We start from the raw sequence: 24,275 nt of genomic DNA on the forward strand, positions 1-24,275 counted from the left end.
CGGGCCGCTGCGACCAGGCAGTCCGATCTCGGTGCAGATGCGGCGCAATGGTGGTGGAGGGGTCGATGACTCAGGGGGCCGGTCAGGGACCCGATGTGCGGACGGCGACGTTGCGCGACTTCCGCGTTCCGGCGTACGTCCACGAGACCGGTCCGGTCCAGGGGGACCCGGCGGGCGTGGCCGTTCCGGGCGCCCCCGGGGAGGCCCCCGGATCGCTGGATGACGGTTACACCCCAACCCAGCGCGACCTGCCGGTCATCAACCGCACAGACACCGTGCAAGTGGAGGTGCAGGCCATGCCCGAGCCTCCGCAGGCGCCGGCGTCCGACGAACACGGCCCGCTGTTCGTGGTGGGCGACGTGCACGGCTATCTGGACGAGCTGCTCGCGGCGCTCCAGGAGCAGGGCCTCATCGACGCCGAAGGCGACTGGTCCGCGGGCAACGCGCGCCTGTGGTTCCTCGGCGACTTCACCGACCGCGGCCCGGACGGCATCGGCGTCATCGACCTCGTGATGCGCCTGTCCGCCCAGGCGGCGGCCGCGGGCGGCTACTGCAAGGCGCTCATGGGCAACCACGAGTTGCTCCTGCTCGGCGCGAAGCGGTTCGGCGACACCCCGGTCAACTCGGGCGCCGGTACGGCCACCTTCCAGGCCGCCTGGCTCCTGAACGGCGGCCAGAAGACCGACATGGAGCGCCTCGAGGACCACCATCTGCAGTGGATGGCGCGCCTCGACGCGATCGAGTCGGAGGACGGGCACCTCCTGATGCACTCCGACACAACCGCCTATCTGGATTACGGCGACTCGATCGAGGCCGTGAACGACACGGTCCGCGAGACCCTCACGCGCAACGACGCCGACGAGTGCTGGGACCTCTTCCGGAAGTTCACCAAGCGCTTCGCCTTCCGCGACGAGTCGGGCCCCTCAGCCGTACGCGAACTCCTCGACATGTACGGCGGCCACCGCATCGTGCATGGCCACAGCCCTATCCCGTATCTGCTCGGCGATGTCGGCTCCGAGGATGACTCGGACGGCGGCGGTCCCGTCATCGAGGGCCCACACATCTACGCAGGCGGACTGGCCATCGCCATGGACGGCGGCGTGACCATGGCCGGAAAGCTGCTGGTCTGCCAACTGCCCCTGGATAACTGAGCGTTCGCCGGGCAGGCGCACCACTACAGGATCACGCTGGCCAGGGGGTCTATTTCTGGAAACCCCCTGTCACCGCGTGCCTCCACGGCTCTACCATCGGCTTATCCGTAGCAGGCTCCCCTCCGTTCCTGCCCGACGGCTCGCACCCATGCGAGCCCCAAGCCCTACGGAGCATCGGGGGATGCACATGAACAGCGCTCCACACCTGCTCAATGAGGACCGCCCCGAGTACGAGCGGATCCTCGATGAGGCGCTGCGCACGGCACCGAATCGTCCTGATCTCGCCGCAGTGGGCGAACGGCTCAATCCCGAGCAGCTGCGCACCATGGCCCTGAACGCCACTGCGCTGATCACTGCCGCCGCCACGACCGAGTACACGCACTATGTGAAGGTCCGCGAGGAACTGCGCGAAGGCGGATCTGCCGCACCATCCATCAGGGAGCGGAGCACCGAGGGTCCGGCGGAAGCCGGCTCCGGAGGCCTCGGTCTCGCCACCACGATGGGGGAGGTCACCACCCAGGCTTCCGGGGCGGGGGCCATCGCCGTCGTCGCGGTGCTCGCACCGGTCCTGGCCGGGGCAGCCGCCGCGATCTTCCTGCTCGTCGGCTACATCCTGAAGATGCTCAATCCCGAGCCCGCCTTCGCGGAGACCCTGCTCACCGCGGGGTGGCTGTTCGGCGCGCTCACCGCAGGGGGCATCCTGATCGCCGCGATCGGCCTGCTCCTGACCGCCCTGCGCAACGGCTCCACGTCGCTCCAGGCCGGTGCGCACGGGGAACGGAACGAGGAGGTGGTTCGCGCCAGGGAAGCCTGGGGCGAGGCACTGATGGAGCGCGGCGTCCTGCCGTTCCTGCGGGAGGCGCTCGCGGACCCGGGGGCGGCGCACGCGGCTCGTACACCGTCGTCGGACCCGGGCGGCCGCATGCCGCAACTCGGCTACAACAGGCCGGGGTTCAGCAGCCCGGAGGGCGGCCCGGCGGCGGGACCGCGCCCGAGCTTCTCCAGTCCGGACTTCTCGAGCCCGGACTTCGGCGGTCCCGACCACAAGCCGGAGTAGTACGCGACGCTGCTTCGGGCGGGCGCGGTGCCCGCCCGAAGCGCGGCGCGTGGCATCGCTCAGTCGGCGATGGGCAGGTACACGCGGTTTCCTGCTGCCGCGAACTCCTTGGACTTCTGGTCCATGCCCGCCGCGATCTCGTCCTGCGTGCCGCCGTGCTCACGCCGGATGTCGTGCGAGATCTTCATGGAGCAGAACTTCGGCCCGCACATCGAGCAGAAGTGCGCCGTCTTCGCGGGCTCCGCCGGCAGTGTCTCGTCGTGGAACTCCCGTGCCGTGACCGGGTCGAGGGCCAGGTTGAACTGGTCCTCCCAGCGGAACTCGAAACGGGCGTCCGAGAGCGCGTCGTCCCAGTCCTGCGCGCCCGGGTGCCCCTTGGCGAGGTCCGCCGCATGGGCCGCGATCTTGTACGTGATGACGCCGGTCTTCACGTCGTCCCGGTTGGGCAGGCCGAGGTGTTCCTTGGGCGTGACGTAGCAGAGCATTGCCGTGCCCCACCAGCCGATCATCGCGGCGCCGATGCCGGAGGTGATGTGGTCGTACGCGGGCGCGATGTCGGTGGTCAGCGGGCCGAGGGTGTAGAACGGCGCCTCCTCGCAGATCTCCTGCTGAAGGTCGATGTTCTCCTTGATCTTGTGCATCGGGACGTGACCGGGACCCTCGATCATCGTCTGTACGTGATGACGCTTGGCGATCGTGTTGAGTTCCCCGAGGGTGCGCAACTCGGCGAACTGCGCCTCGTCGTTGGCGTCCGCGATCGAACCGGGACGCAGACCGTCGCCGAGCGAGTACGTCACGTCGTACGAGGCGAGGATCTCGCAGAGCTCCTCGAAGTTCTCGTAGAGGAAGCTCTCCTTGTGGTGCGCGAGACACCAGGCCGCCATGATCGAGCCGCCGCGCGAGACGATGCCGGTCTTGCGGTTGGCGGTCAGCGGGACGTACGGAAGGCGCACGCCCGCGTGCACCGTCATGTAGTCCACGCCCTGTTCGGCCTGCTCGATGACCGTGTCCTTGTAGATCTCCCAGGTCAGCGCCTCGGCCTGGCCGTCGACCTTCTCCAGGGCCTGGTAGAGCGGCACGGTGCCGATGGGCACGGGGGAGTTGCGCAGGACCCACTCGCGGGTGGTGTGGATGTTGCGCCCGGTGGACAGGTCCATGACTGTGTCGGCGCCCCACTTGGTCGCCCAGGTCATCTTGTCCACCTCCTCCTCGATGGAGGAGGTGACCGCGGAGTTGCCGATGTTGGCGTTGACCTTCACCAGGAACTTCTTGCCGATGATCATCGGCTCGATCTCCGGGTGATTGACGTTGGCGGGGATGACCGCGCGGCCCGCGGCGACCTCCGCGCGCACGACCTCGGGGTCGAGGTTCTCGCGGATCCCGATGAACTCCATCTCGGGGGTGATCTCGCCGCGGCGGGCGTACGCGAGCTGCGTCACCGCCTGGCCCGCACGCCCCCTGCGCGGCTGGCGCGGGCGGCCGGGGAAGACCGCGTCGAGGTTCTTCAGGCCCCCGCGCGGCGAGGTGTGCTTGATGCCGTCGTCCTCGGGACGGGGCGGGCGGCCCACGTACTCCTCGGTGTCGCCGCGGGCGATGATCCAGTTCTCGCGCAGCGGCGCGAGGCCCCTGCGGACGTCGGTGTCGATGGACTCGTCGGTGTAAGGCCCCGAAGTGTCGTACAGGGTCACGGCCTTGCCGTTGGTGAGGTGCACCTGGCGGACAGGCACCCGCAGATCGGGGCGCGAGCCCTCGACGTACGCCTTGTGCCAGCCGATGGACTTCCCGGCCTCGTCGCTCTGGTTCTGTGTGTTCTGCGTCGAGGCAGGCGTGCGTGCGTCCGCTGTGGTCATGAGACCTACTCCCTACGCCGGCATTACCCGGTAACAGGTTCGGCGGTCGACGCAGCGGATTCCGTACTGTTCGTGCACTCTTGTGCCGATCCGTACGGAGGTCAGCGCCCTCTCAGCCCGGTGCTCCGAGCTCCCGCGATTGCAAAGGTGGCTCCACGCTAGCGTCATGTCGGGCGCGCTGAACAGAGGGCCCCCGCCGTTCTTGCGATGATCGGGCAGTGACCACCACACAGCCGCCGTCCCAGCCGCCCGTCCCGAACCGTCCTCCGGACCCGCACGGGCACTCCCACAGCCATGGTCCGGCCGCGCCGGTGTCGAAGCACCTGCGCAAGGTCATCGCCGCCGTGCTGATTCCTTTCGCCACGGCGGTGGTCGTGGGCCTCATCGTGCTGTGGCCCGGTGGCGCGCCTGGCCATGAGCGCACCGGCGTCGGCTTCGACCGGCAGACGCAGTCGGCCGACGTGACGAAGGTGCAGGAGCTGCCCTGCAAGGACGTGAACGCCTCGCAGACTCCTCCCAACGGCGATACCTCCACCGCCGAGGGCCAGTCCGCGGAGTCCCGCGCGAAGGGCGTCTGCAAGAAGGCGACGATCGAGGTGACGAGCGGCAAGGACAAGGGCCGCACCTTCATCGAGATCGTGCAGCCGGATTCACCGCGGCAGTTGCGCCAGGGCCAGCAGGTGGTGGTCGCCTACGAGCCCACGGCCCCCGAGGCGCTGCAGTACTCGGTCACCGACGTGAACCGGAAGTTCCCCATGGCGTTGCTCGCCGGGATCTTCGCGCTCGTCGTCGTCGCGGTGGGGCGGCTGCGCGGCGTCATGGCCCTGGTCGCGCTGGCGTTGAGCTTCCTGGTGCTGACGTTCTTCATCCTGCCCGCGATCCTGCAGGGCTCGAACCCGCTGGTCGTGGCGGTGATCGGGGCGAGTGCCATCATGCTGATCGCGCTCTATCTGTGCCACGGCCTGACGGCGCGAACGTCGGTCGCGGTCCTCGGCACGCTGATCTCCCTGCTCCTGATCGGTCTGCTCGGCTCGCTCTTCATCGGCTGGGCCTCGCTGACCGGCAACACGGACGACAACACCGGTCTGATCCACGGTCTGTACCCGTCCATCGACATGAGCGGCCTGCTGCTCGCCGGCGTCATCATCGGCTCCCTCGGCGTGCTCGACGACGTGACGGTGACACAGACGTCCGCGGTCTGGGAACTGCATCAGGCCAATCCCACGATGGGCTGGCGCGGTCTGTACGGCGCCGCCATCCGCATCGGCCGCGACCACATCGCCTCGGTCGTCAACACCCTGGTCCTGGCCTACGCGGGCGCCGCGCTGCCCCTGCTGCTGCTCTTCTCCATCGCCCAGAGCAGCGTGGGCACGGTGGCCAACAGTGAGCTGGTCGCCGAGGAGATCGTGCGCACCCTGGTCGGCTCGATCGGCCTGGTCGCCTCGGTGCCGGTGACGACGGCGCTCGCGGCCCTGGTGGTCTCGGCCGACCGTACGGCCCCTGCGGGGCGGACGGAGGCCGCGGCCGGCCCCGGAAGCGGTGCCACCCCCGCCCCCAAGCAGAGCCGGGGCGGAAAGGGCCGCCGCCGCAAGGCCTGAGCGACGAGGCTGCGCGATGAGGCTGAGCGGCGAAACCTGACGAGGCTCTGGGCGGCGAAGCTCTGGGCCGTATCAGCTGATGCCATGAAATGCACCAATCTGCCGTACGGCTGCGCCCCTTGGCCCGCGGAGCTCAGCCCGCGCTCTGCTCCTCGGCGAGGATCCGGTCCAGCGCCTCGTCCAGGTGCGTCTCGAAGTCGGCGAGCGCCCGCTCCTGCCCCAGCGGAACCAGCTTGTCCGTACGGTCGAGGAAGGCGAGCAGGGGCGGAATCCCCACCCGGAACAGCGCATGGTCCGGGCCGACCTGGAGCCGGATGAGCACCTCGTCGAGCAGTTCGGGGTCGGTGGGAGCGATGTGCACGTCCCCGTCTCCGCACGCCTCTCCCACCCCGTCGACCAGCAGCTCACGGCCGAAGGCCCAGGTGACGGGGGCGTCGCCGGGGAGGTGGAAGGTCAACCTGACGGCGTAAGGATCGCCGGTCTCATAACGCAGCTCCACCGGGATGCGAAACGACAACTCCTCGGAAACGAGGAAGCTCATCATGACCTCTGCCTGGACCGACTCGCGCATCGCCCGCCTACCCCGTCGCTAAACCTCGACTGGCCAGGAACCAACTCCCTGACACTCATGGCATCTTGCTTAACGTACACATCAGATCACAAGGAGTGAGTTTTCAGATGCTGATAGAGAAAGCAAGTGTCCTTAGCAGCCTTCCGATCTCCCCCTGCAAACGCTCGGCCGCAGGTAGTAGACGGTCCGACTGATAGGCCGGAACTGAAATCGCCATCGTTGCGGCCGTGTTACCCGCAGTGATCGGAATCGCGGCGCAGACCGTCCCCAACGCGTACTCCTGGCGCTCCACCACGGGCCGCATCCGGTCCATCGCGTCCAGGCGGCGGATGAATGTGCGGTCGTCACGGACCGAGTATCGAGTGATCGACTGCACCGGATAACGGGAGAGGTGGTCCTGGCGCTGTTCGTCGTCGAGTTGGGCGAGCAGACATTGCCCGATCGCATGGGCGTGTCCGGTCTCGCGGAAGTCGGCCCACTCCTCCACCGCCGGATTCCCCGGCGTGTCCGCGACGGCCACGACCTCGATCTCGCCCTCGCGGTAGACGGCGAAGTACACCGGCACGCCGATGGCGTCCCGCCAGTGCTCCAGGGCCTCACCGATCATGCCGCGACGATTCTGCTGGGCCCCGCTCGCACTCAGCCGCTCGGCCGCCTCGCCGAGCACGAACACGCCCTTCTCCCGGCTCAGATAGCCCTCGTGCGTCAGCGTGCGCAGCAGGTGATACGCCGTGGGGAGAGCGAGCCCGGCCTCCCGCGCCAACTGCTTGGCGGGCGCCCCCTCCTGGTGCGCGGACGCGGCCTCCAAGAGGCGCATCGCCCGCTGTACCGAGCCAATGAGGGTGGGCGCGGCCGTAGTTGAGGCCGGACCGGTCGGCGACGCCGCGTACGAGGGGTCGTCGGACGGGATGTCGGCGGGTGTGGCGTCAACCGTGGCCAAGGTTCACTCCCGAAAGCGGCTGGGGGTTCCGCCCGTGCCCGGGGCTACACGGGTGGGAGCGCAGTGCGCCCGCACGCGGGGCTCGCCCCGCGTCGGTTTTCGGACTCTAACCGCTGGCCGCCGGACCAAGGCGCCGCACCAGGAAACTTCCCCCACCCGAGCGAACTGTTGCGGGAAGTCACCAGTCGCTGCGCGAAGAGGTCGAACCGGATATGAACTTCCGTACGACGTAGATGAGTCCACCCACCAAGGCGACGAAAAGCAGCGCCTTGAACAGCAGGCCGACCACGAAACCCACGACGCTCGCTATCAGGCCGCCGAACACGACCAGGGCGATGACAGGCACCGCGATCCACTTCACCCACCACGGCAATCCCGAGAAGATCTCCTGCGCAGCCATCGTCCTTACCTCTCTCCGCATACGTCCTGCTTCTTGCATTCGATGCTAGGGCGGCGGAGGGCCCGACGGGGGCCTCGCATCCCTTGTCCTCCCCTGATCCGCCCCTTAGGGAACCCCGAGGTCGCAGCCCCGAGAAGTCAGCCCTGCGGCGTACAGGAGCACCCCTCCGCAGGGCTGCCGGCAGGCAGGGGATCAGCCCTCGGGCGGCGAGAACACGACCAGCACCCGCAGGTCCTCGCTGATGTGATGGAACTTGTGGGCCACCCCAGCGGGCACGTAGACCACGCTGCCGCGCGCGACTTGGGTGGTCTCCATGCCGACCGTGATCGACGCCCGGCCACTGACGATCATGTACACCTCGTCCTGCTGGTGCGGCTGCTGCGGGTCCGGCTCCCCGGCGTCGAGCGCGTACAGCCCGACCGACATGTTCCGCTCGCGCAGAAACTGCAGATACGCGCCGTCGTTCGCGGCGCGCTCCGTCTCCAGTTCATCCAGCCGGAATGCCTTCATCGTCCTCGTACACCCCTTGCCCCAGCCCGCGAACCGGCCGTTCTGGCCGTCCGTCTGCAACGATCACACACATGAAGAATTTCGTAGTCAAGACGATCGCCAACGCGGCGGCCCTGGCCGTCGCCGTGTGGCTCCTCGACAAGATCACGCTGACCGGCGACAGCACGGGCAAGAAGACGCTCACGCTGATCGTCGTCGCACTGCTCTTCGGCCTGGTGAACTTCCTGGTCAAGCCGGTCGTGAAGGTGCTCACCTTCCCCCTGTTCATCCTGACCCTCGGCCTGATCACCCTCGTGGTCAACGCCCTGATGCTGCTGCTCACCTCGTGGCTGGCCGACAAGCTCGACGTCAGCTTCCACGTCGACGGGTTCTGGACCGCCGTCCTGGGCGGCCTGATCATCACGATCGTGTCCTGGGCGATGAACGTCGTCCTGCCCGACGACAAGGACTGAGACCGCCCCATGGCCTTCTCCGTGTGCTTCGTGTGCGGCGGCAACAGGCCCGTCGCCGCCGGGCTCGGGGAGCTGACCCGTGCCTGAGAATGGTGGAGGCGGCGAGCGACGGTCTGCTCGACGCTGTACGCGAAGCAAGGGAAGGGCGGCGGCATGACGGACTCCGCAGCGATAAGCGCAGGTGACGGCGCGGGAGCAGGCAGCGGGACGGGTGACGGCACGAGAGCAGTGCGGGCCGGCCTCCCCGAGCCGGTGAAGTACGAGCCGACCCTCCCCGGGCCGGTGTTCGCCGCGCATTTCCACCTGCCGGGCGAACCCACCGGGCCGTACACCTACGGCCGGGACGACAACCCGACCTGGACGCTTCTCGAGCAGGCCATCGGCGAGCTCGAGGCCCCGGAGCAGGGCGGCGGCGGAGCCGCGGGCCCGGACGTCGAGACCCTGGTCTTCGCCTCCGGGATGGCCGCCATCTCGGCGGTGCTCTTCTCGCAGCTGCGCGCCGGTGACGTGGTGGTCCTGCCGGACGACGGCTATCAGGCGCTGCCCCTCGTCAGGGAGCAGCTGACCGCGTACGGCATCGAGGTGCGCACCGCCCCGACCGGCGGTGACGCCCAGCTCGACGTCCTGGACGGCGCCAAGCTGCTGTGGATCGAGACGCCGTCGAACCCGGGCCTCGACGTGTGCGACGTACGGCGCCTCGCCGACGCGGCACACGCGCGTGGCGCCCTCGTGGCGGTCGACAACACTCTGGCCACGCCGCTCGGCCAGCGGCCCCTCGAACTCGGCGCGGACTTCTCCGTGGCCAGCGGCACCAAGATGCTCACCGGCCACGGTGACATCCTCCTTGGATACGTTGCCTGCCGCGACGCGGAGCTGACCGCCTCCGTGCGGCGCTGGCGCAAGATCGTCGGGGCCATCCCGGGGCCCATGGAGGCCTGGCTGGCGCATCGCTCGCTCGCCACGCTCCAACTGCGCGCCGATCGCCAGAACGCCAACGCCCTGGCCCTGGCCGAGGCGCTGCGCGCCCGCGACGAGGTGACCGGGCTCCGCTATCCGGGGCTGCCCGACGACCCCTCGCACAAGATCGCCTCGCAGCAGATGCGGCGCTTCGGGTGCGTGGTCTCCTTCACGCTGCCCTCGCGCGAGCGTGCCGACCGTTTCCTGGACGCGTTGCGTCTGGTCGACGACGCGACGAGCTTCGGCGGCGTGCGTTCCACCGCGGAGCGGCGTGGCCGCTGGGGCGGGGACGCCGTCGCGGAGGGCTTCGTCCGCCTCTCCGCCGGTTCCGAGGACGCCGTTGACCTGGTCGCGGACGTACTGCGCGCGCTGGACGAGTCGGCGGGCTGAACGCTCTGCGTGCCCGCGGAGGGCTCCCGGCTAGTACCGGCCTACGCACAACGAACGGTCCGAGCCTCCCCCCTCGTGGCTCGGACCGTTCCGGTTCTGCGCGCGAAGAACCGCGCGCACAAGGCTAGTTGACTGTGTGTCAGTGTCCAATCACAGTAGCGGCAGAGACCTATCGACATATTTATAGTTGGCCTCGGCCCGAGGGCCGGGAGGGGAGGGCGCCGCCGTGGATCTGGCCCTGCTGCGCACGTTCGTGACCGTGCACCGGGCCGGTTCCTTCACGCGTGCCGCCGCCCTGCTCGGCCTGTCCCAGCCCGCTGTCACCTCGCAGATTCGGACCCTTGAGCGGCAGTTGGGCCGCCCCTTGTTCCTGCGCCAGGCGCGCGGCGTGACCCCCACGACCATCGGGGACGAGCTCGCCCACAAGGCCGCGCCGCATCTCGATGCCTTGGTGGAGATCGCGGAGACAGGGCTCGAAGAGGACTCTTCGGTACGTACGCTCCACCTCGCAGGGCCTCCCGAGTTCACTGCCGCCCGCGCGTTACCCGCTCTCACCGCGCTGACCGGGGAGGACGGGCAGGGCTTCGCACTGCGGGCCTCGTTCGGGAACGCGGAAGAGGTCCTGGAAGGGCTCTCCGCGGGGCACCACGACCTGGCGATCACCACTGTGCGACCGCGCGGCACCCTGCTCACCGCGACCCCATTGTGCGACGAGGAGCACGTCCTGGTCGCGAGCCCGCGCCTGGCGTCCCGCGTCGGCCCCGGCAAGCTGCGCCGCAAGGGCGCGGCGGTGCTGGAGAACCTACCCGTGGTGGAGGTGCACGAGTCGCTGCCGCTGGTCGCCCGCTACTGGGCCGCCGTCTTCGACACCCGTCCGGCCGCATCGGGCGCCGTCATTGTGCCGGACCTGAGGGCGGTGCTCGCCTGCGTCTCCACCGGGGCGGGACTCGCCGTGCTGCCGCGCTATCTCTGTGCGCCCGCCTTGGAGAGTGGCGAGGTCGTGGCCCTGCTGGACCCGGCGGTGCCACCCCTGCGCACGTATTTCCTCGTCGTACGCACCGGCACGCTCGCGATGACGCACATCGCGCGGGCGCACGAGTGGCTGCTGCGCGCTGCCGTCGACTGGGCTTGAGCAGGACTCCGGCTGGTTCACGATGTTTCACGTGGAACAGTCCGGGCCACATTCCTCCCATGACCGTCCGACCCGTGGTCAAGCGCACCGCCCGTGCCGTCCTGCTCGACGGCGACGACCTGATCCTGATCAAGCGGACCAAACCCGGCATGGATCCCTACTGGCTCACCCCTGGTGGCGGTGTGGAGCCGGAGGACGCGACCGTCGTCGACGCGCTCCATCGTGAGGTGCACGAGGAGCTCGGCGCCAAGATCTCCGATGTGGTGCCCTGCTTCGTCGACACCGTCGAGCACATCGGCGAGGACGGCGGCGCGACCGGCGTCAAAGTCCAGCACTTCTTCGTCTGCCGCCTGGAGTCCATGGACGCCTCGCTGCGGCACGGCCCGGAGATGGAGGAGCCGTGCGGCGAGTACGAGATCGTCCACGTGCCCTTCACCCGGGTCGGTATCGCCTCGGTCCACCTCGTACCGCTGTCACTGCGGCACTACCTGGACGGCAACATCGAGGGCGTACGCGCGATGCACGCCCCTGATCTGGGCTAATCGCCCGCGGCGACCAGTTCCTCGACGGAGTCGTGGCGAATGCGGCCGGCCGGGATGCCGACGTCCCGCAGCGCGTCGACTCCGCTGCGGATCATGCCGGGCGGACCCGAGAGATAGGCGTCGTACTCGTTCCAGGGGCCGTACTCCCGCACGGCGTCCGGGAAGTGGGCGTGGCCGTCCACCACCGGGCGGACCGAAAGCCAGGGGTGGGTCTGCTGGAGGCGCAGCATCGTGTCGATGTCATACAGATCGTGGTCGCTGCGGGCGCCGTAGAAGACCTCCACCGGCCGCCGTTCGCCGTGCTCGGCGACATCCTCGACGAGCGCTTTGATGGGGGCGATGCCGGTGCCCCCGCCCAGACAGAGCAAGCCGCTGTCGGTGGTGTGGTCGACGGTCATCGAACCGGCGGGCGCACCGAGCCGCAGAACGTCGCCGGGGCGTGCGTGATGCACCAGGGCGTTGGAGACCCAGCCCGCGGGGACGGCCTTCACATGGAACGAGAGCAGCCCGTCGGAGCGCGGCGCCGACGCGAACGAATAGTGCCGCCAGATCCGCGGCCACCAGGGGGTCTCCAGGCTTGTGTACTGGCCTGCCAAGAAGGGGTAGGGCTGATCGGGCCGGACGGTGACGACAGCGATGTCAGGCGTCCTGAGGTCGTGTGAGACCACCTCCGCCAACCACCAGGCGGGCGCGCGCAGTTCATCCGCGGCAGCCGCGTCGATCATGATCTGAGAGATCGTCGTGTACGTGCGGACCCAGGCGGCTTCGGTCTCCTCGTCCCAAACCGCGCTCGCGTACCGGCTGAGCGAGCCGATCAAGCACTCACCGACGGCCGGGTAGTGCTCGGGCCGCGTGCCGTACTTGCGGTGTCCACGCCCGAGGTTCTTCAGATACGCCGTGAGTACGTCGTGATGGTCGATGTGCTCGGCCGCGGTCAGGAGCGCCTTGAGCAGCCGGTCGCGCTGGGTGTCCATCGCGGCGGGGAACAGGGGCCGCAGGTCGGGGTGGCGGGTGAAGAGCAGCGCGTAGAAGTACGAGGTCACCTTGTCGGACACGGGGGCTATCTCGGCCATCGTGCGCTGGACGCGGATCGCGTCGGGAGACCCCGAGGGGGAGGAGGGCTTCCGGGGCTCCGGTATGCGCTCGGAGCGCAACTCGGGGTGAGGTGCCAGGGCCTGAGGTGTGCCGTGCGGCGCGGCCGGTGCGGGCGCCGGTGCCGCCGCGCCTCTGGCTGCCGGTATTCGCTCTTCAGCTGCGTGCTCGGGCACTGTCGCGTGCTCGGGCGCTACCGCGTGCTCGGGTACGCCGGCGTGTTCAGGCGCGGCCGCGCGCTCCTGCTCAGGCGCGGGCCGGACTTCCGGGCCGGGGCCGGGCGTCCCGGGCCTGCCCACCGGGCGTATGGCGGACACCCGGCGTCCTTCGGTCGCCTCGGGCTCACCGCCCTCGGGCCTTGTCGGCTGCTCGCCGCCCTCCGACGGCTTCGGCGCCTTCCGTGGGGTGAACCAGCCGCCTCCACCGCCGCTGTCGCCGGAAGTACCGTTGCCCGCCGACGTGGTGGTCGGAGCGTCCATGCTGTGCCTCGCCTCGAACATCTCTCAGTCGGTCCGTGCACTTCCCTGAAGGAAGCTGCTTGCTTTTCCCCGCTCCGCCTCGGCAGCCGATGTGGCCACATTGAACCTCGGATTACCGGACCCTACGGACAAGTAGGCAATAAATGTGACATTGCCCGCAGCCACCTCACCGCAGCGTCCCATCCCGCACCGTGACGCCGGTCGCGTAACGGAAAGTTCAGGTCTTCGATCTCTTCGTCCCGTTAGGCTTCGTTGACCTCCGCCCGCGCCCCCCAGGGGTGCGCTGAGATGCACCCGGCCCGAACCGGACTCGACCATACCGGCAGCCGTCCGGCGCACAAGTCCCGCCGCCCTTCACCGGGAATTCAGGGATCGACGCCCTCCAATTGCCCCAATTACGCGGCGCCACGCACCAATTCATACGCCTTACGCAGATCACGCCCGACATAAGAGTGGGTGGCGAGCCCGACGAGCCGACGATCCGCATTGACAGCGACCGAAACAGGCACCGCTGCGAACAGGTCCAGGTCCGAGAGCGAGTCGCCATAAGCGATGCAATCGGACTGCCCCACCCCGAACTCTTCACACAGCCGGTTCGCGATCTTCACCTTGGCCGCGGCATTGAGAATGCCCGTCGGATTCACCGGCTCGGTGAAAGGCACGGAGGGGAAACGCGAGCCGTGCGCGGCATGCGCACCCCAGCCGAGCAACCGCTCCACGAAGAACGACGGCGAAAGCGAGATCACCGCGCAGTAGTCGCCGCCCTCCCGGATCTCGGCCCAGGTTTCCCGGATCCCAGTCAGCCACGGGGCGCCCTCGAAGGCGGTGGTGACCTGCGCGTCCGTGAGGTCCGCCCACAGAGCGTGCACCCGGGCCGCGTACTGAGGGGAGTCGATCCGCTGCGCCACGAAGTCCCGTTCCAGCTCCGCGATCTCCGCGTCGAGGCCGAGCTGGCGCGAGATCTCCACGGGAGCCGCCGTGCCGTACAGCAGCGTTCCGTCCAGGTCGAAGAGATGAAGGCGTGCCATGTACGCCGAGGCTAGTACCCGCGGTTACTCCCGCTGTCAGACGCCGTCGGCCGCCGCTCGCGGCACCGTGTTTCACGTGAAACTAAGCCGCCCCGCTCGCCGGGCCACCCTTGTCGTCCATGTCATCGCCGCCGCAGGCTGGCTCGGGCTCACGCTCGGCCTGCTGGCGCTTGCTTCCGCAGCCATCACCACGGATTCCGCCTCGGTCACCGAGGCCGCCGCCCGTTCCATGAAGCTCTTCGCGGACTGGCTGGTGCTGCCGCTCGCGCTGCTCACGCTGCTGAGCGGTCTGCTGCTGTCCCTGGGCACCCCTTGGGGACTTGCCAGGCACCGCTGGGTCTACACCAAGTTCTGGCTGACCTTGGCCACCACCGCCGCGTCGGCGTTCGCGCTGCGTCCGGGCATCAACGACACGGTCGCCATCGTTTCCGCGGGCGATCCGGTGACGGATCCGACCGGGCTGATCGCCGGACCCATCGTCTCCTTGAGCGCCTATCTCTTCATGATGGTCCTCTCGGTGCTCAAGCCCTGGGGTCTGACCCGCCGTGGCCAGAAGCGGCGTGGCCAAATCCGACGTGCTTCTGCCCACAAACCGGTGGACGCCAAGGTCATGCGTCAGACAGCCTGAGCCGAGTGTCGACACCTTCCCTCTCCGCTCTGCCCATCCGCCGGCTGACCCTCCGCGATCTCACCGCCTGCGCCGACCTGTCGCAGGATCGAGGCTGGCCACGCGAGGACCATAAATGGGGGCTCCTGCTCTCGGCCGGTACGGGCTACGGCATCGACGACCCCGCCGGTGACGGCCTCGCCGCCGCCTGTGTGGTCACCACGTACGGACCACAGGAGCGCCCCGGCCTAGAAGCGATCGGGATGGTCCTCGTCGCCGAGCGCCACGCCCGCAAGGGCCTCGGCCGCCGCCTGATGCAGTACGTCGTCGAGGGAGCGGGGACCACCCCACTCACCCTCCACGCGACGCCGAACGGCCAACCCCTCTATGAACAGCTCGGATTCAAGACCACCGGTCGTGCCGAAATGGTCCGCGGCCGGTTCACCGCCGGCGGCCCCTTGCCGGATGTCGCCACCCGTCCGGCGACCGCGGAAGACCTGCCCGCGATCGTCCGGCTCGACACCGAGGTCTTCGGCCTCGACCGCACGCACGTGCTCACCCGGCTTCGCGCCTTCGTCGACCAACTGCGGGTCGCGGAGACGGACGGCACGATCACGGGCTACGCGGGCGCCTGGCCGAACATGGAGACCCATGTCATCGGCCCCCTGATCGCTCCGGACACGGAGACCGCGAAGGCCTTGATCGCCTCCCTCGCCGAGGGCTCGGACCGTCCGCTGCGCACCGACATCGACGTACGCCATGAAGAGCTGCTCGCCTGGGTGAAGGACCGCGGCCTGGAGCCGATCGCCTTCAATGCCGTGATGACGTACGGCATCCCCGAGCTGCCCGGCGACTGGACCCGTCGCTTCGCGCCGCTGACGGTCGCTGCCGGCTGACCGGAGAGCACGACGAAGGCCCGCCTCCGGGCGCCGGGAGTATCCGGCCTCCGGAGGCGGGCCTCTGTGTGTTCCCGCTGCCGTACTACGCGAGGGCCTCCACCGCCGTCGTGGCGAACCCGTGGTCCTGCTCGGGCGCTCCGCCGCCGACACCGATGGCGCCGATCAGCCGGCCGTCACGGTGGACCGGGACACCACCGGCGATGAAAAGCAGCGGCCGGTCGAGGGCGGTGGGCAGGGTGTGGAAAGGGCCGTCCGGCTTGACCAGGTCGACGAGGTCGGCGGTCGGGGCGTTGAGCTGAAGCGCCGTGTACGCCTTACGGGTGCTGGTCTCGCCGGAGATCAGCACGGCCCTGTCATCGCGCCGGAAGGCGAGCAGATGGCCGCCCGCGTCGAGAACGGTGACGCTGACCGTGACGCCGGCCTCCTCTGCCGCGCGGTATGCCGCGGTGACAAGTGCCTCGGCGTCCTGCGTGGTGAGCGGAGCGGCGGCGGGGATGGTGGTGCTCATGGGGTTTCTCCTTGCGCGGTGGTGCTTCTGAGGGGAGGGAAGGGGGTCAGTGGTGGACGAGCGTCCCCTGCTCGACGGGGGCGGAGCCCGCGACGACCGGACGGGCAGCGGCCGAGCGGCGCTCGAGCGCGGCCGAGACGACGGCCAGGAGGAGAGCGGAGCCCGCCAGTACCGCGCCCACCCAGTTGGGGGCGGTGTAGCCGAGGCCGGCGGAGATCACGAGGCCGCCGAGCCAGGCCGAAAGCGCGTTGCCGAGGTTGAAGGCGCCGATGTTCATGGCCGAGGCGAGCGTGGGAGCGCCGGAGGCCTGGTCGAGCACCCTCTTCTGCAGCGGCGGCACGGTGGCGAAGCCCAGGGCGCCGATGAGGGTGATGGTCACGGCTGCCGCGATCTTGTTGTGCGCGGTGAGGGTGAAGAGGGCGAGCACGACGGCCAGTGAACTGAGCGAGATGTAGAGCAGCGGCATCAGGGCACGGTCCGCGAACTTTCCGCCGATCAGGTTGCCCGCGACCATGCCGAGGCCGAAGAGGACGAGAAGCCAGGTCACGGAGGAGTCCGCGTAGCCGGCGACGTCCGTCATCATCGGCGCGAGGTAGGTGACGGCCGCGAAGACCCCGCCGAAGCCGAGGATCGTCATCGCCATGGCGAGCAGCACCTGGACATTGCGGAAGGCGGCCAGCTCGTGGCGCAGCCGTACGCCCTCGGGCTTGGGCAGGTCCGGCACGAGCTTGGCGATGCCTGCCAGGCCGATGACGCCGAGGCCAGCGACGACGGCGAAGGTGATGCGCCAGCCGAGGGTCTGCCCGACGAGCGTGCCGAGCGGTACGCCGACCACGTTGGCCACCGTCAGGCCCGTGAACATCATGGCGATGGCTCCGGCCTTCTTCTGCGGTGCGACCAGTTCCGCCGCAACGACCGAGCCGATGCCGAAGAAGGCTCCGTGGGCCAGCGAGGCGACCACTCGGCCCGCCAGCATGACGCCGAAGACCGGCGCCACGGCGGAGAGCAGGTTGCCCGCGATGAACAGGCCCATGAGCAGCATCAGCATGCGCTTGCGAGAGATGCGGGTGCCGAGGACGGTCATCAGGGGAGCGCCGAGTACGACGCCGAGTGCGTAGCCGGTCACGAGGAGACCGGCCGTGGGGATGGAGACGCCGAAGTCACCCGCGACCTCAGGGAGCAGTCCCATGATCACGAACTCTGTGGTCCCGATTCCGAAGGCCCCGATCGCGAGGGCCAGTAGCGCGAGAGGCATGGTTCTACCTTCCAAGATGGTTGCAGGTGCGCTTAGCTTGCGTCCACAATAGTTGCATGCGCGGGTTAATTGCAAACGCTGGATATTGCATCGGTGGACTATCCTGGCCTCAGCAGCTCCGGGACGGAGGAACAAGAGCCATGACAGCGACGGACCCCGCACTGACCGCCCTTGCGCAGGGCTGGTGTGCGCTCTCCCTGCTCCACGGGAAGATCGAGACCCACATCGAGCGCGCCCTGCAGGCCAAGCACGACCTGAGCGTGCGGGAGTACTCCCTGCTGGACGTCCTCAGCCGCCAGCACGACGGGGAGGGCGGTCATCTGCAGATGAAGCAGGTCGCCGACGCCGTCGTACTCAGCCAGAGCGCCACGACGCGCCTGGTCACCCGGCTCGAGGACCGCGGGCTGCTGTCCCGCTACCTCTGCCCCACCGACCGCCGCGGCATCTACACGGACGTCAGCGAATCGGGCGCCTCACTGCTCGCTGAGGCCCGCCCCACCAACGACACCGCGCTGCGCGAGGCACTCGACGAGGCGGCACTGAATCCTGAGCTGGCGCCGCTGGTCAGGGCCGTGGAAGCGGTGCGGGTCCCGGCGTAGGGGCAGCCGACTACGCGGTGCGCCCCGAGAGAAGCGGTGGCCTCCCGAAAAATCGGGTGGCTGCATAGGCTGCGCCTCATGGGAGATCTTGAGATACGCCCGGCGGTCACCGACGACATCCACGCCATCGTGGAGATGCTCGCCGACGATCCCCTGGGCAGCACGCGCGAGTCGCCGGACGACCTCACCCCGTACCTCGCCGCGTTCGAACGCCTCGCCGCGGACCCGAACCAACAGCAGGTCGTCGCCGTGCGCGAGGGACGCGTCGTCGGCACCCTGCAGCTCACGATCGTTCCGGGCCTGTCACGGAAGGGAGCGCTGCGCTCGATCATCGAGGGCGTACGCGTCCATGCGGACGAGCGGGGCAGCGGCCTCGGCACCCGCTTCATCGAGTGGGCCGTCGACGAATCCCGGCGCCAGGGCTGCCAGTTGGTACAGCTGACCTCCGACGCCACCCGCACCGATGCCCGCCGCTTCTATGAGCGCCTCGGGTTCACGGCGTCGCATGTGGGCTTCAAGCTGCAGCTTTGAAGCTGCCGTTGATGTATCGCGCGGTGGGGGGGGGGGGGGGGGGGGGGGGAGAAAAAAACCCCCCACCCCCCCACCCCCCCCCCCGACCCCCCACGGAACAACCCCCCACCCCCCCCCCCCCCCCCCCCCCCCCCCCCCCCCCCCCCCCCCCCCCCCCCCCTCCACCCCCCCCCCCCCCCCCCCCCCCCTACTCCCCCCCCCCCCCCCCCCCCCCCCCCCCCCCCCCCCCCCCCCCCCCGCGGTGGTGTCGTGCTGCGGGGTGGATCAGCCGGTGAAGGTGCCGGACTTGACCGGCTTCCAGCCCTTGGTCGGGTCCTCGGTGGACTTCACCTCGTACACGGTGAGCTGCTTGTTCGTGGCGTCGCCGTACTCGTCGAAGGAGACCTTGCCGGTCACACCGTCGAAGGAGACGTCCTGCATGGCCTCGACGATCTTGGCGCGGGCGTCGTCGGGCAGCTTGCCGTCGTTGTCCTCGACGACCTTCTTGACCGCTTCGATGATCGCCCAGGCCGAGTCGTAGGAGTAGCCGCCGTAAGCCTCGTAGGCCTCCTTGTAGCCGGCCTTCTCGTAGTTCGCGATGAACTCCTTGGCGGACGGCAGTTGCTCGACGGGCTGGCCGATGGAGGTGGCCATGTCGCCCTTGCCCTCCTTGCCGGCGAGCTTGACGAAGTCGGCGCTGTAGATGCCGTCACCGCCGACGAGCGGGATCTTGGCCCCGGCCTTCTTCATCTGCTTGCTGAGCGGGCCGGCCGCGGGGTACTCGCCGCCGTAGTAGACGACGTCCGCGTCCGAGTTCTTGATCTTGGTGGCGACGGCGCCGAAGTCCTTGGTGTCCGGGTTCACGTGCTCGGTGCCGGCGACCTTGCCGCCGAGCTTCTTGAACTCGTCCGTGAAGGTGGCGGCCAGGCCGGCGCCGTAGGTCTTCTTGTCGTCGACCACGAAGACCTTCTTCTTCTTCGCGTCGTTGTACAGGTACTGCGCCGCGAACGGGCCCTGGACGGCGTCCGTGGTCGCCGTACGGAAGTAGGCCTTGTACGGGCGGACCTTCTTGCCGCCGTTCCAGTCCTGGCCCTGGGTCATGGCCGGGTTGGTGTTGGCGGGGGAGACCTGGACGAGTTTCGCGTCGTCGAAGACCTTCTGCATCGACTCGCCGACGGAGGAGTTCAGGGGGCCGACGGCGCCGAGGATTTCCTTGTTCGCGACGAACTTGGTCGCGTTCGTCTGGCCCGAGGCGGGCTGCCCCTGGTCGTCGGCGGACTCCACCTTGAAGGTGATGCCGTCGACGTGCTTCTTCTCGTTGGCCTGCTTGGCGGCGAGCTGCACGGAGTTGCGGATACCGAGGCCCAGCGCGGACAAGTCGCCGGTCAGCGGCGCGTCGACGCCGATGACCACGGTGGTTCCGCCGCCCGCGGAGTCTTCCTTGTCCTTGTCGTCGCGTGAGCCACAGGCGGTGAGGGTGAGTGCCCCCGCGGTGAGTGCAGCGGTGATGGCTATGAGCGAACGTTGACGCACGATCAGTCCTTTCCCCTGGCACGGCCGTCCCCTGTTGGGTGGCCGAGTCGAGCGCGGAACCGAACTGACAGGAATCCGGTGGGCGCGGTGACTGGCCGTGACTCTAAGGGCCGCTTTGTTCAAGGTGGAGTGGTCAGGCCAAAGGTGTGACGCTCTTGTTATGCCACGGAGTATTCCGCGGTGGAACTCAGGGGGTGGTTGGGGTGGAATAAGCCATCTTCGGCGTATCCCGCATGCTGAGAACTTGCAGGACTGTCAGGGTGTTTTACTCATGACATCAGTGTTCGGGGGGCATGCGGCTGTCAGGGCCCGAGAAAGATCTTTTGCGTAGCTCTCGCCGAGGATGAAGGCCTGTAACTGCATTGCGCGCACATTACGCAGTGTTACGACCAAGAAAGGGAGTCCGGCATTCCGTTGCACCTTTCCGCATTCGCGAATGTGCATCGTGATGCGTGCGGTACGAGGGGTTCCCGTTTTCACGGTGAATGGGGTATGGGGGGCGACGGTGACCGACAGCGCCGCCGATGGCTGCGTGATCCGCCTGACGGACACCGGGGGCCCCGAGTCCTGGCGCAGGGCGACGGTGAAGCTGAACGTGCGGTCGCCGGCCCGTGGGTGCGTCATGTCGCCCCGGTAAGTCACGGACACGGTCTGCGACGGATGGAGCGGCGGCGGGGGTGCCGGGGGTCGCGGGCGGGTCAGATAGAGGCCGAGGCCGGCGGCGGCGACGATCACGGCCGCGGCGAGGGCCAGGAGGGTGCGGCGGCGCCGGGTGAGGAGCGGGCGGGGGCGGGCGGGAGCGGTGGCCGGATCCGTGATGGTGGCGCGGGTGGCCCGGGTCTCGTAGGTGTCGTCGCCGGGCTCGATGGGGCCGATGGCGTTCACACCCACGGCCCGCCGCTCGGCTCCCCGTGGCGGTAGCGCTCCGCGCAGCGCTCACGGGCCTGACGGGTGATCAACTCGCGCCCCGCGTCTGTCCCTTGACGCTTCCGCTCGGCGCGGGCCAGGTCGAGGGTGTCCCGCAGGATCATGTACTGACCGTTGGAGAGGCCCATCGACTGGTAGTCGCCGTAGGTCTCCTTGCCCGAGTCGTAGATCTGCCGCGCCCACTTGGTGATCAGGGCCGTGTAGAGGTCCTCGGGGGAGGTGGTGGCGGGGGAGGGCGCGGGGGTCTCGGCGACAGGTTCGTTCTCGCACCCGGCGGTGGCGAGGAGAGCGGTGAGGGCGAGCGCACAGAGCTGTTTCCGGTGCCTCATGCACCGACGCTAGACCGGGGCCGCACGCCCCGACAATGCGTGGGGCGCGCCTGGCCCGGTCAGGTGCGAGCCGCGCCCGCCCTCAACCGCCTTATGCGGCGGCGCCGTTGGGCTGCACGTCGCGCAGCAGGCAGGTCAGCCGCGCGGTGCACACCCGCTTGTCCTGCTCGTCGGTGATCACGATCTCGTACGTCGCCGTGGAGCGGCCGCGGTGCACGGGCGTCGCCACGCCGGTGACCAGGCCCGAACGCGCGCCGCGGTGGTGCGTGCAGTTCAGGTCGACGCCGACGGCGAGCTTCGTGCTCCCGCCGTGCAGCATCGAGCCGACCGAGCCGAGGGTCTCGGCGAGGACGGCGGAGGCCCCGCCGTGCAGCAGGCCGTACGGCTGGGTGTTGCCCTCGACCGGCATGGTGCCCACGACGCGATCTGCGGAGGCCTCGACGATCTCGACGCCCATCCGGGTGCCGAGGTCGCCCGCGGAGAAGAGGGCGGGCAGGTCCACACCGAGCGCCGCGTACTCGTCGATGACCTCTTGCGGAAACTTCACGCTGTGCTGCTCGCCCATGGGGACCCGGCTCCGTTCGTCGTCCTCACCGTCACTGAGCGAACGCTCAGTCGGTCCCCGATTGTTCCAGGCGCACGACGACGGACTTGCTGGCGGGGGTGTTGCTGGTGTCGGCGGTCGCGTCCAGCGGGATCAGGACGTTCGTCTCCGGGTAGTACGCCGCGGCGCAGCCCCGGGCCGTCGGATAGTGCACGATCCTGAAGCCCGGCGCGCGCCGCTCGACGCCGTCCTTCCACTCGCTCACGAGGTCCGCGTACGACCCGTCGGCGAGGCTCAGCTCTCGCGCGTCGTCGGGGTTCACCAGGACGACCCGGCGGCCGTTCTTGATGCCCCTGTAGCGGTCGTCGAGACCGTAGATCGTGGTGTTGTACTGGTCGTGCGAGCGCAGTGTCTGCAGGAGCAGACGGCCCTTCGGAAGGGCCGGGAACTCCACCGGCGCCGCCGTGAAGTTGGCCTTGCCGGTGGCCGTGGGGAAGCGGCGCTCGTCGCGCGGGGCGTGCGGCAGGGTGAAGCCCGCGGGGTCGGCCACGCGCGCGTTGAAGTCCTCGAAGCCGGGGATCACGCGCGCGATGCGGTCGCGCACCGTGGCGTAGTCCTTCTCGAACTCCTCCCAGGGCGTGGCCGATCCGGGGCCCAGGACGCGGCGGGCGAGGCGGCACACGATGGCCGGCTCGGAGAGCAGATGTGGGCTCGCGGGCTCCAGACGGCCGCGCGAGGCGTGCACCATGCCCATGGAGTCCTCGACGGTCACGAACTGCTCTGTGCTTTTCCCGTTCGGGCCGACCTGGACGTCCCGCTCGGTGCGGCCGAGCGTCGGCAGGATCAGGGCGCGCGCGCCCGTGACGGCGTGCGAGCGGTTCAGCTTCGTCGACACGTGGACGGTCAGGCGGGCCTTGCGCATCGCCGCCTCCGTCACCTCCGTGTCGGGCGAGGCCGCCACGAAGTTGCCGCCCATCGCGAAGAACACCTTCGCCTTGCCGTCCCGCAGCGCCTCGATGGCGCGGACGACGTCCAGGCCGTGCTCGCGCGGAGGCGCGAAACCGAACTCCTTCTCCAGGGCGTCGAGGAACGCCGGCGCGGGCCGCTCGAAGATGCCCATCGTGCGGTCGCCCTGCACGTTCGAGTGCCCGCGCACCGGGCACACGCCCGCGCCCGGACGGCCGATGTTGCCGCGCAGCAGAAGGAAGTTGACGACCTCGCGGATGGTCGGCACGGCGTGCTTGTGCTGGGTCAGGCCCATCGCCCAGCACACGACGGTGCGCTCGGAGGCGAGGACCATGGCGAGAGCTTCCTCGATGTCCTCGCGGGGGAGGCCGGTCGCGGCCAGGGTCTCGTCCCAGTCGGCGCCGCGCGCGGCCTCGGTGAACGCCTCGTACCCATGGGTGTGCTCGCGGACGAACTCCTCGTCCACGGCTCCTTCCGTCTGAAGGATGAGCTTGTTGAGGAGGCGGAACAGGGCCTGGTCGCCGCCGAGGCGGATCTGCAGGAAGAGGTCGGTGAGGGCGGTGCCCTTGAGCATGCCCTGCGGGGTCTGCGGATTCTTGAAGCGCTCCAGGCCGGCCTCGGGCAGCGGATTGACCGTGATGATCTTCGCGCCGTTGTTCTTCGCCTTCTCCAGGGCGGAGAGCATGCGGGGGTGGTTCGTGCCCGGGTTCTGCCCCGCGACGATGATCAGGTCCGACTTGTAGAGGTCCTCCAGGAGGACGCTGCCCTTGCCGACGCCGATCGTCTCGGTGAGCGCGGAGCCCGACGACTCATGGCACATGTTCGAGCAGTCGGGCAGATTGTTGGTGCCCAGCTCACGGGCGAACAGTTGGTACAGGAACGCCGCTTCGTTGCTCGTGCGGCCCGAGGTGTAGTAAACGGACTCGTCCGGGCTGTCCAGCGCGGCCAGTTCCTCGCCGATGATGTCGAAGGCCCGCTCCCAGGGGACGGGTTCATAGCGCTCGGCGCCCTCCGCCAGATACATCGGGTGGGTGAGGCGGCCCTGCTGACCCAGCCAGTACCCACTGCGGGTGGCGAGGTCGGCCACGGGGTGCGCGGCGAAGAAATCGGGGGTGACGCGGCGCAGCGTGGCCTCCTCGGCGACCGCCTTCGCGCCGTTCTCGCAGAACTCCGCCGTGTGCCGGTGCTCGGGCTCGGGCCAGGCGCAGCCGGGGCAGTCGAAGCCGTCCTTCTGATTGACCCGCAGCAGCGTCAGCGCCGTGCGGCGCACACCCATCTGCTGCTGGGCCATGCGCAGCGAGTGCCCGATGGCGGGAATGCCCGCCGCGGAGTGCTGCGCCTGCGCGACCTGCGGCGCGTCCTGGACCGGATCACCCTTGGGCGACTTCCTTGCCATGGTCGGCTCCCCTTCGAGCACGTGCGTGAGCTATGTCTCCGATCCTCCCACGC

At 69.2% G+C, this 24,275-nt stretch carries 25 protein-coding genes; 11 read left to right on the plus strand and 14 right to left on the minus strand.

Annotated elements, in window-relative coordinates; all coding sequences use genetic code 11:
* Positions 1–50: 50 nt before the first annotated feature.
* Complete coding sequence (locus ACZ5U5_RS27200) at positions 51–1,151, plus strand: metallophosphoesterase (RefSeq protein WP_469027100.1); 1,101 nt, start codon at positions 51–53, stop codon at positions 1,149–1,151.
* A gap of 181 nt (positions 1,152–1,332) precedes the next feature.
* Positions 1,333–2,208 carry a hypothetical protein gene (locus tag ACZ5U5_RS27205; protein ID WP_469026490.1) on the plus strand — a complete coding sequence of 292 codons (876 nt, stop codon included), beginning with the start codon at positions 1,333–1,335 and terminating at the stop codon, positions 2,206–2,208.
* Between the two features lie 59 nt (positions 2,209–2,267).
* On the opposite strand, the gene thiC is transcribed toward ACZ5U5_RS27205, so the two are convergent.
* Complete coding sequence (gene thiC, locus ACZ5U5_RS27210; RefSeq protein WP_469026492.1) at positions 2,268–4,058, minus strand: phosphomethylpyrimidine synthase ThiC; 1,791 nt, start codon at positions 4,056–4,058, stop codon at positions 2,268–2,270.
* Between the two features lie 218 nt (positions 4,059–4,276).
* Between thiC and ACZ5U5_RS27215 the strand changes: the two genes are divergently transcribed.
* Positions 4,277–5,656 carry a YibE/F family protein gene (locus tag ACZ5U5_RS27215; RefSeq protein WP_469026494.1) on the plus strand — a complete coding sequence of 460 codons (1,380 nt, stop codon included), beginning with the start codon at positions 4,277–4,279 and terminating at the stop codon, positions 5,654–5,656.
* A gap of 133 nt (positions 5,657–5,789) precedes the next feature.
* Here ACZ5U5_RS27215 and ACZ5U5_RS27220 read toward each other — a convergent pair whose 3' ends face one another.
* From ACZ5U5_RS27220 to ACZ5U5_RS27235, 4 genes are all read right to left on the minus strand, one after another.
* Positions 5,790–6,227 (minus strand): SsgA family sporulation/cell division regulator, encoded by a 438-nt coding sequence (locus ACZ5U5_RS27220; RefSeq protein WP_469026497.1) that lies wholly within the window; start codon positions 6,225–6,227, stop codon positions 5,790–5,792.
* Positions 6,228–6,330: 103 nt separating this feature from the next.
* Positions 6,331–7,065: an IclR family transcriptional regulator gene (locus ACZ5U5_RS27225; protein ID WP_469027102.1), complete on the minus strand. Its 735-nt coding sequence runs from the start codon at positions 7,063–7,065 to the stop codon at positions 6,331–6,333.
* 280 nt (positions 7,066–7,345) lie between these two features.
* Positions 7,346–7,567, minus strand: a complete 222-nt coding sequence (locus tag ACZ5U5_RS27230) for a DUF5326 family protein (protein WP_351167259.1) — start codon at positions 7,565–7,567, stop codon at positions 7,346–7,348.
* A 192-nt stretch (positions 7,568–7,759) separates the two neighbouring features.
* Complete coding sequence (locus ACZ5U5_RS27235) at positions 7,760–8,077, minus strand: cupin domain-containing protein (protein ID WP_469026499.1); 318 nt, start codon at positions 8,075–8,077, stop codon at positions 7,760–7,762.
* A gap of 71 nt (positions 8,078–8,148) precedes the next feature.
* Between ACZ5U5_RS27235 and ACZ5U5_RS27240 the strand changes: the two genes are divergently transcribed.
* The 4 genes from ACZ5U5_RS27240 to ACZ5U5_RS27255 all read left to right on the plus strand — a co-directional run bounded on the left by ACZ5U5_RS27240 (position 8,149) and on the right by ACZ5U5_RS27255 (position 11,550).
* Positions 8,149–8,529 carry a phage holin family protein gene (locus ACZ5U5_RS27240; RefSeq protein WP_469026502.1) on the plus strand — a complete coding sequence of 127 codons (381 nt, stop codon included), beginning with the start codon at positions 8,149–8,151 and terminating at the stop codon, positions 8,527–8,529.
* A 153-nt stretch (positions 8,530–8,682) separates the two neighbouring features.
* Positions 8,683–9,876 (plus strand): cystathionine gamma-lyase, encoded by a 1,194-nt coding sequence (locus ACZ5U5_RS27245; RefSeq protein WP_469026504.1) that lies wholly within the window; start codon positions 8,683–8,685, stop codon positions 9,874–9,876.
* A 226-nt stretch (positions 9,877–10,102) separates the two neighbouring features.
* Positions 10,103–11,008, plus strand: coding sequence for a LysR family transcriptional regulator (locus ACZ5U5_RS27250; protein ID WP_469026506.1), 906 nt, complete (start codon positions 10,103–10,105; stop codon positions 11,006–11,008).
* Between the two features lie 59 nt (positions 11,009–11,067).
* Positions 11,068–11,550 (plus strand): NUDIX domain-containing protein, encoded by a 483-nt coding sequence (locus tag ACZ5U5_RS27255; protein ID WP_469026509.1) that lies wholly within the window; start codon positions 11,068–11,070, stop codon positions 11,548–11,550.
* Here the strand turns inward: ACZ5U5_RS27255 and ACZ5U5_RS27260 are convergent.
* Positions 11,547–13,121, minus strand: a complete 1,575-nt coding sequence (locus tag ACZ5U5_RS27260; protein ID WP_469026511.1) for a globin domain-containing protein — start codon at positions 13,119–13,121, stop codon at positions 11,547–11,549. The two genes, ACZ5U5_RS27255 and ACZ5U5_RS27260, sit on opposite strands and share 4 nt — an antisense overlap.
* A gap of 395 nt (positions 13,122–13,516) precedes the next feature.
* Positions 13,517–14,149 (minus strand): HAD family hydrolase, encoded by a 633-nt coding sequence (locus ACZ5U5_RS27265; protein ID WP_469026514.1) that lies wholly within the window; start codon positions 14,147–14,149, stop codon positions 13,517–13,519.
* A 76-nt stretch (positions 14,150–14,225) separates the two neighbouring features.
* Here ACZ5U5_RS27265 and ACZ5U5_RS27270 point away from each other — a divergent pair, with 76 nt between their 5' ends.
* Together ACZ5U5_RS27270 and ACZ5U5_RS27275 are read left to right on the plus strand one after the other, a co-directional pair.
* Complete coding sequence (locus tag ACZ5U5_RS27270; RefSeq protein WP_469027104.1) at positions 14,226–14,777, plus strand: DUF2269 domain-containing protein; 552 nt, start codon at positions 14,226–14,228, stop codon at positions 14,775–14,777.
* 5 nt (positions 14,778–14,782) lie between these two features.
* Positions 14,783–15,652 carry a GNAT family N-acetyltransferase gene (locus ACZ5U5_RS27275; protein WP_469026517.1) on the plus strand — a complete coding sequence of 290 codons (870 nt, stop codon included), beginning with the start codon at positions 14,783–14,785 and terminating at the stop codon, positions 15,650–15,652.
* Positions 15,653–15,737: 85 nt separating this feature from the next.
* On the opposite strand, the gene ACZ5U5_RS27280 is transcribed toward ACZ5U5_RS27275, so the two are convergent.
* Together ACZ5U5_RS27280 and ACZ5U5_RS27285 are read right to left on the minus strand one after the other, a co-directional pair.
* Positions 15,738–16,163 carry a GlcG/HbpS family heme-binding protein gene (locus ACZ5U5_RS27280; protein ID WP_469026519.1) on the minus strand — a complete coding sequence of 142 codons (426 nt, stop codon included), beginning with the start codon at positions 16,161–16,163 and terminating at the stop codon, positions 15,738–15,740.
* A 46-nt stretch (positions 16,164–16,209) separates the two neighbouring features.
* Positions 16,210–17,418: an MFS transporter gene (locus ACZ5U5_RS27285; protein ID WP_469026522.1), complete on the minus strand. Its 1,209-nt coding sequence runs from the start codon at positions 17,416–17,418 to the stop codon at positions 16,210–16,212.
* A gap of 140 nt (positions 17,419–17,558) precedes the next feature.
* On the opposite strand from ACZ5U5_RS27285, the gene ACZ5U5_RS27290 reads away from it, so the two are divergent.
* Positions 17,559–18,017 (plus strand): MarR family winged helix-turn-helix transcriptional regulator, encoded by a 459-nt coding sequence (locus ACZ5U5_RS27290; RefSeq protein WP_469026524.1) that lies wholly within the window; start codon positions 17,559–17,561, stop codon positions 18,015–18,017.
* 78 nt (positions 18,018–18,095) lie between these two features.
* Positions 18,096–18,548 (plus strand): GNAT family N-acetyltransferase, encoded by a 453-nt coding sequence (locus tag ACZ5U5_RS27295; protein WP_469026526.1) that lies wholly within the window; start codon positions 18,096–18,098, stop codon positions 18,546–18,548.
* A gap of 264 nt (positions 18,549–18,812) precedes the next feature.
* Here the strand turns inward: ACZ5U5_RS27295 and ACZ5U5_RS27300 are convergent, their stop codons facing one another.
* The 5 genes from ACZ5U5_RS27300 to ACZ5U5_RS27320 form a co-directional block, all read right to left on the minus strand.
* Positions 18,813–20,060: a branched-chain amino acid ABC transporter substrate-binding protein gene (locus tag ACZ5U5_RS27300; protein WP_469026529.1), complete on the minus strand. Its 1,248-nt coding sequence runs from the start codon at positions 20,058–20,060 to the stop codon at positions 18,813–18,815.
* A gap of 255 nt (positions 20,061–20,315) precedes the next feature.
* Entirely contained in the window at positions 20,316–20,951 is a 636-nt protein-coding gene (locus ACZ5U5_RS27305) for a Tat pathway signal sequence domain protein (protein ID WP_469026532.1), read from the minus strand.
* Complete coding sequence (locus ACZ5U5_RS27310) at positions 20,942–21,316, minus strand: hypothetical protein (protein ID WP_469026534.1); 375 nt, start codon at positions 21,314–21,316, stop codon at positions 20,942–20,944. Before ACZ5U5_RS27310 ends, ACZ5U5_RS27305 begins: the two co-directional genes overlap by 10 nt.
* A 91-nt stretch (positions 21,317–21,407) precedes the next feature.
* Positions 21,408–21,881 carry a PaaI family thioesterase gene (locus ACZ5U5_RS27315; RefSeq protein WP_363208144.1) on the minus strand — a complete coding sequence of 158 codons (474 nt, stop codon included), beginning with the start codon at positions 21,879–21,881 and terminating at the stop codon, positions 21,408–21,410.
* A 46-nt stretch (positions 21,882–21,927) separates the two neighbouring features.
* Positions 21,928–24,222, minus strand: coding sequence for an FdhF/YdeP family oxidoreductase (locus tag ACZ5U5_RS27320; protein WP_469026538.1), 2,295 nt, complete (start codon positions 24,220–24,222; stop codon positions 21,928–21,930).
* Between the last annotated feature and the right edge of the window lie 53 nt (positions 24,223–24,275).

It is taken from the genome of Streptomyces sp. NPDC033177, from assembly GCF_055577715.1.

Coding starts and splice junctions, on each gene's coding strand:
- ACZ5U5_RS27280 (WP_469026519.1), bottom strand. CDS start 16,163: ATGAGCACCACCATCCCCGCCGCCGCTCCGCTCACCACGCAGGACGCC.
- ACZ5U5_RS27230 (WP_351167259.1), bottom strand. CDS start 7,567: ATGGCTGCGCAGGAGATCTTCTCGGGATTGCCGTGGTGGGTGAAGTGG.
- ACZ5U5_RS27255 (WP_469026509.1), top strand. CDS start 11,068: ATGACCGTCCGACCCGTGGTCAAGCGCACCGCCCGTGCCGTCCTGCTC.
- ACZ5U5_RS27265 (WP_469026514.1), bottom strand. CDS start 14,149: ATGGCACGCCTTCATCTCTTCGACCTGGACGGAACGCTGCTGTACGGC.
- ACZ5U5_RS27205 (WP_469026490.1), top strand. CDS start 1,333: ATGCACATGAACAGCGCTCCACACCTGCTCAATGAGGACCGCCCCGAG.
- ACZ5U5_RS27285 (WP_469026522.1), bottom strand. CDS start 17,418: ATGCCTCTCGCGCTACTGGCCCTCGCGATCGGGGCCTTCGGAATCGGG.
- ACZ5U5_RS27320 (WP_469026538.1), bottom strand. CDS start 24,222: ATGGCAAGGAAGTCGCCCAAGGGTGATCCGGTCCAGGACGCGCCGCAG.
- ACZ5U5_RS27290 (WP_469026524.1), top strand. CDS start 17,559: ATGACAGCGACGGACCCCGCACTGACCGCCCTTGCGCAGGGCTGGTGT.
- ACZ5U5_RS27240 (WP_469026502.1), top strand. CDS start 8,149: ATGAAGAATTTCGTAGTCAAGACGATCGCCAACGCGGCGGCCCTGGCC.
- ACZ5U5_RS27310 (WP_469026534.1), bottom strand. CDS start 21,316: ATGAGGCACCGGAAACAGCTCTGTGCGCTCGCCCTCACCGCTCTCCTC.
- ACZ5U5_RS27220 (WP_469026497.1), bottom strand. CDS start 6,227: ATGCGCGAGTCGGTCCAGGCAGAGGTCATGATGAGCTTCCTCGTTTCC.
- ACZ5U5_RS27260 (WP_469026511.1), bottom strand. CDS start 13,121: ATGGACGCTCCGACCACCACGTCGGCGGGCAACGGTACTTCCGGCGAC.
- ACZ5U5_RS27235 (WP_469026499.1), bottom strand. CDS start 8,077: ATGAAGGCATTCCGGCTGGATGAACTGGAGACGGAGCGCGCCGCGAAC.
- ACZ5U5_RS27315 (WP_363208144.1), bottom strand. CDS start 21,881: ATGGGCGAGCAGCACAGCGTGAAGTTTCCGCAAGAGGTCATCGACGAG.
- ACZ5U5_RS27245 (WP_469026504.1), top strand. CDS start 8,683: ATGACGGACTCCGCAGCGATAAGCGCAGGTGACGGCGCGGGAGCAGGC.
- thiC (WP_469026492.1), bottom strand. CDS start 4,058: ATGACCACAGCGGACGCACGCACGCCTGCCTCGACGCAGAACACACAG.
- ACZ5U5_RS27295 (WP_469026526.1), top strand. CDS start 18,096: ATGGGAGATCTTGAGATACGCCCGGCGGTCACCGACGACATCCACGCC.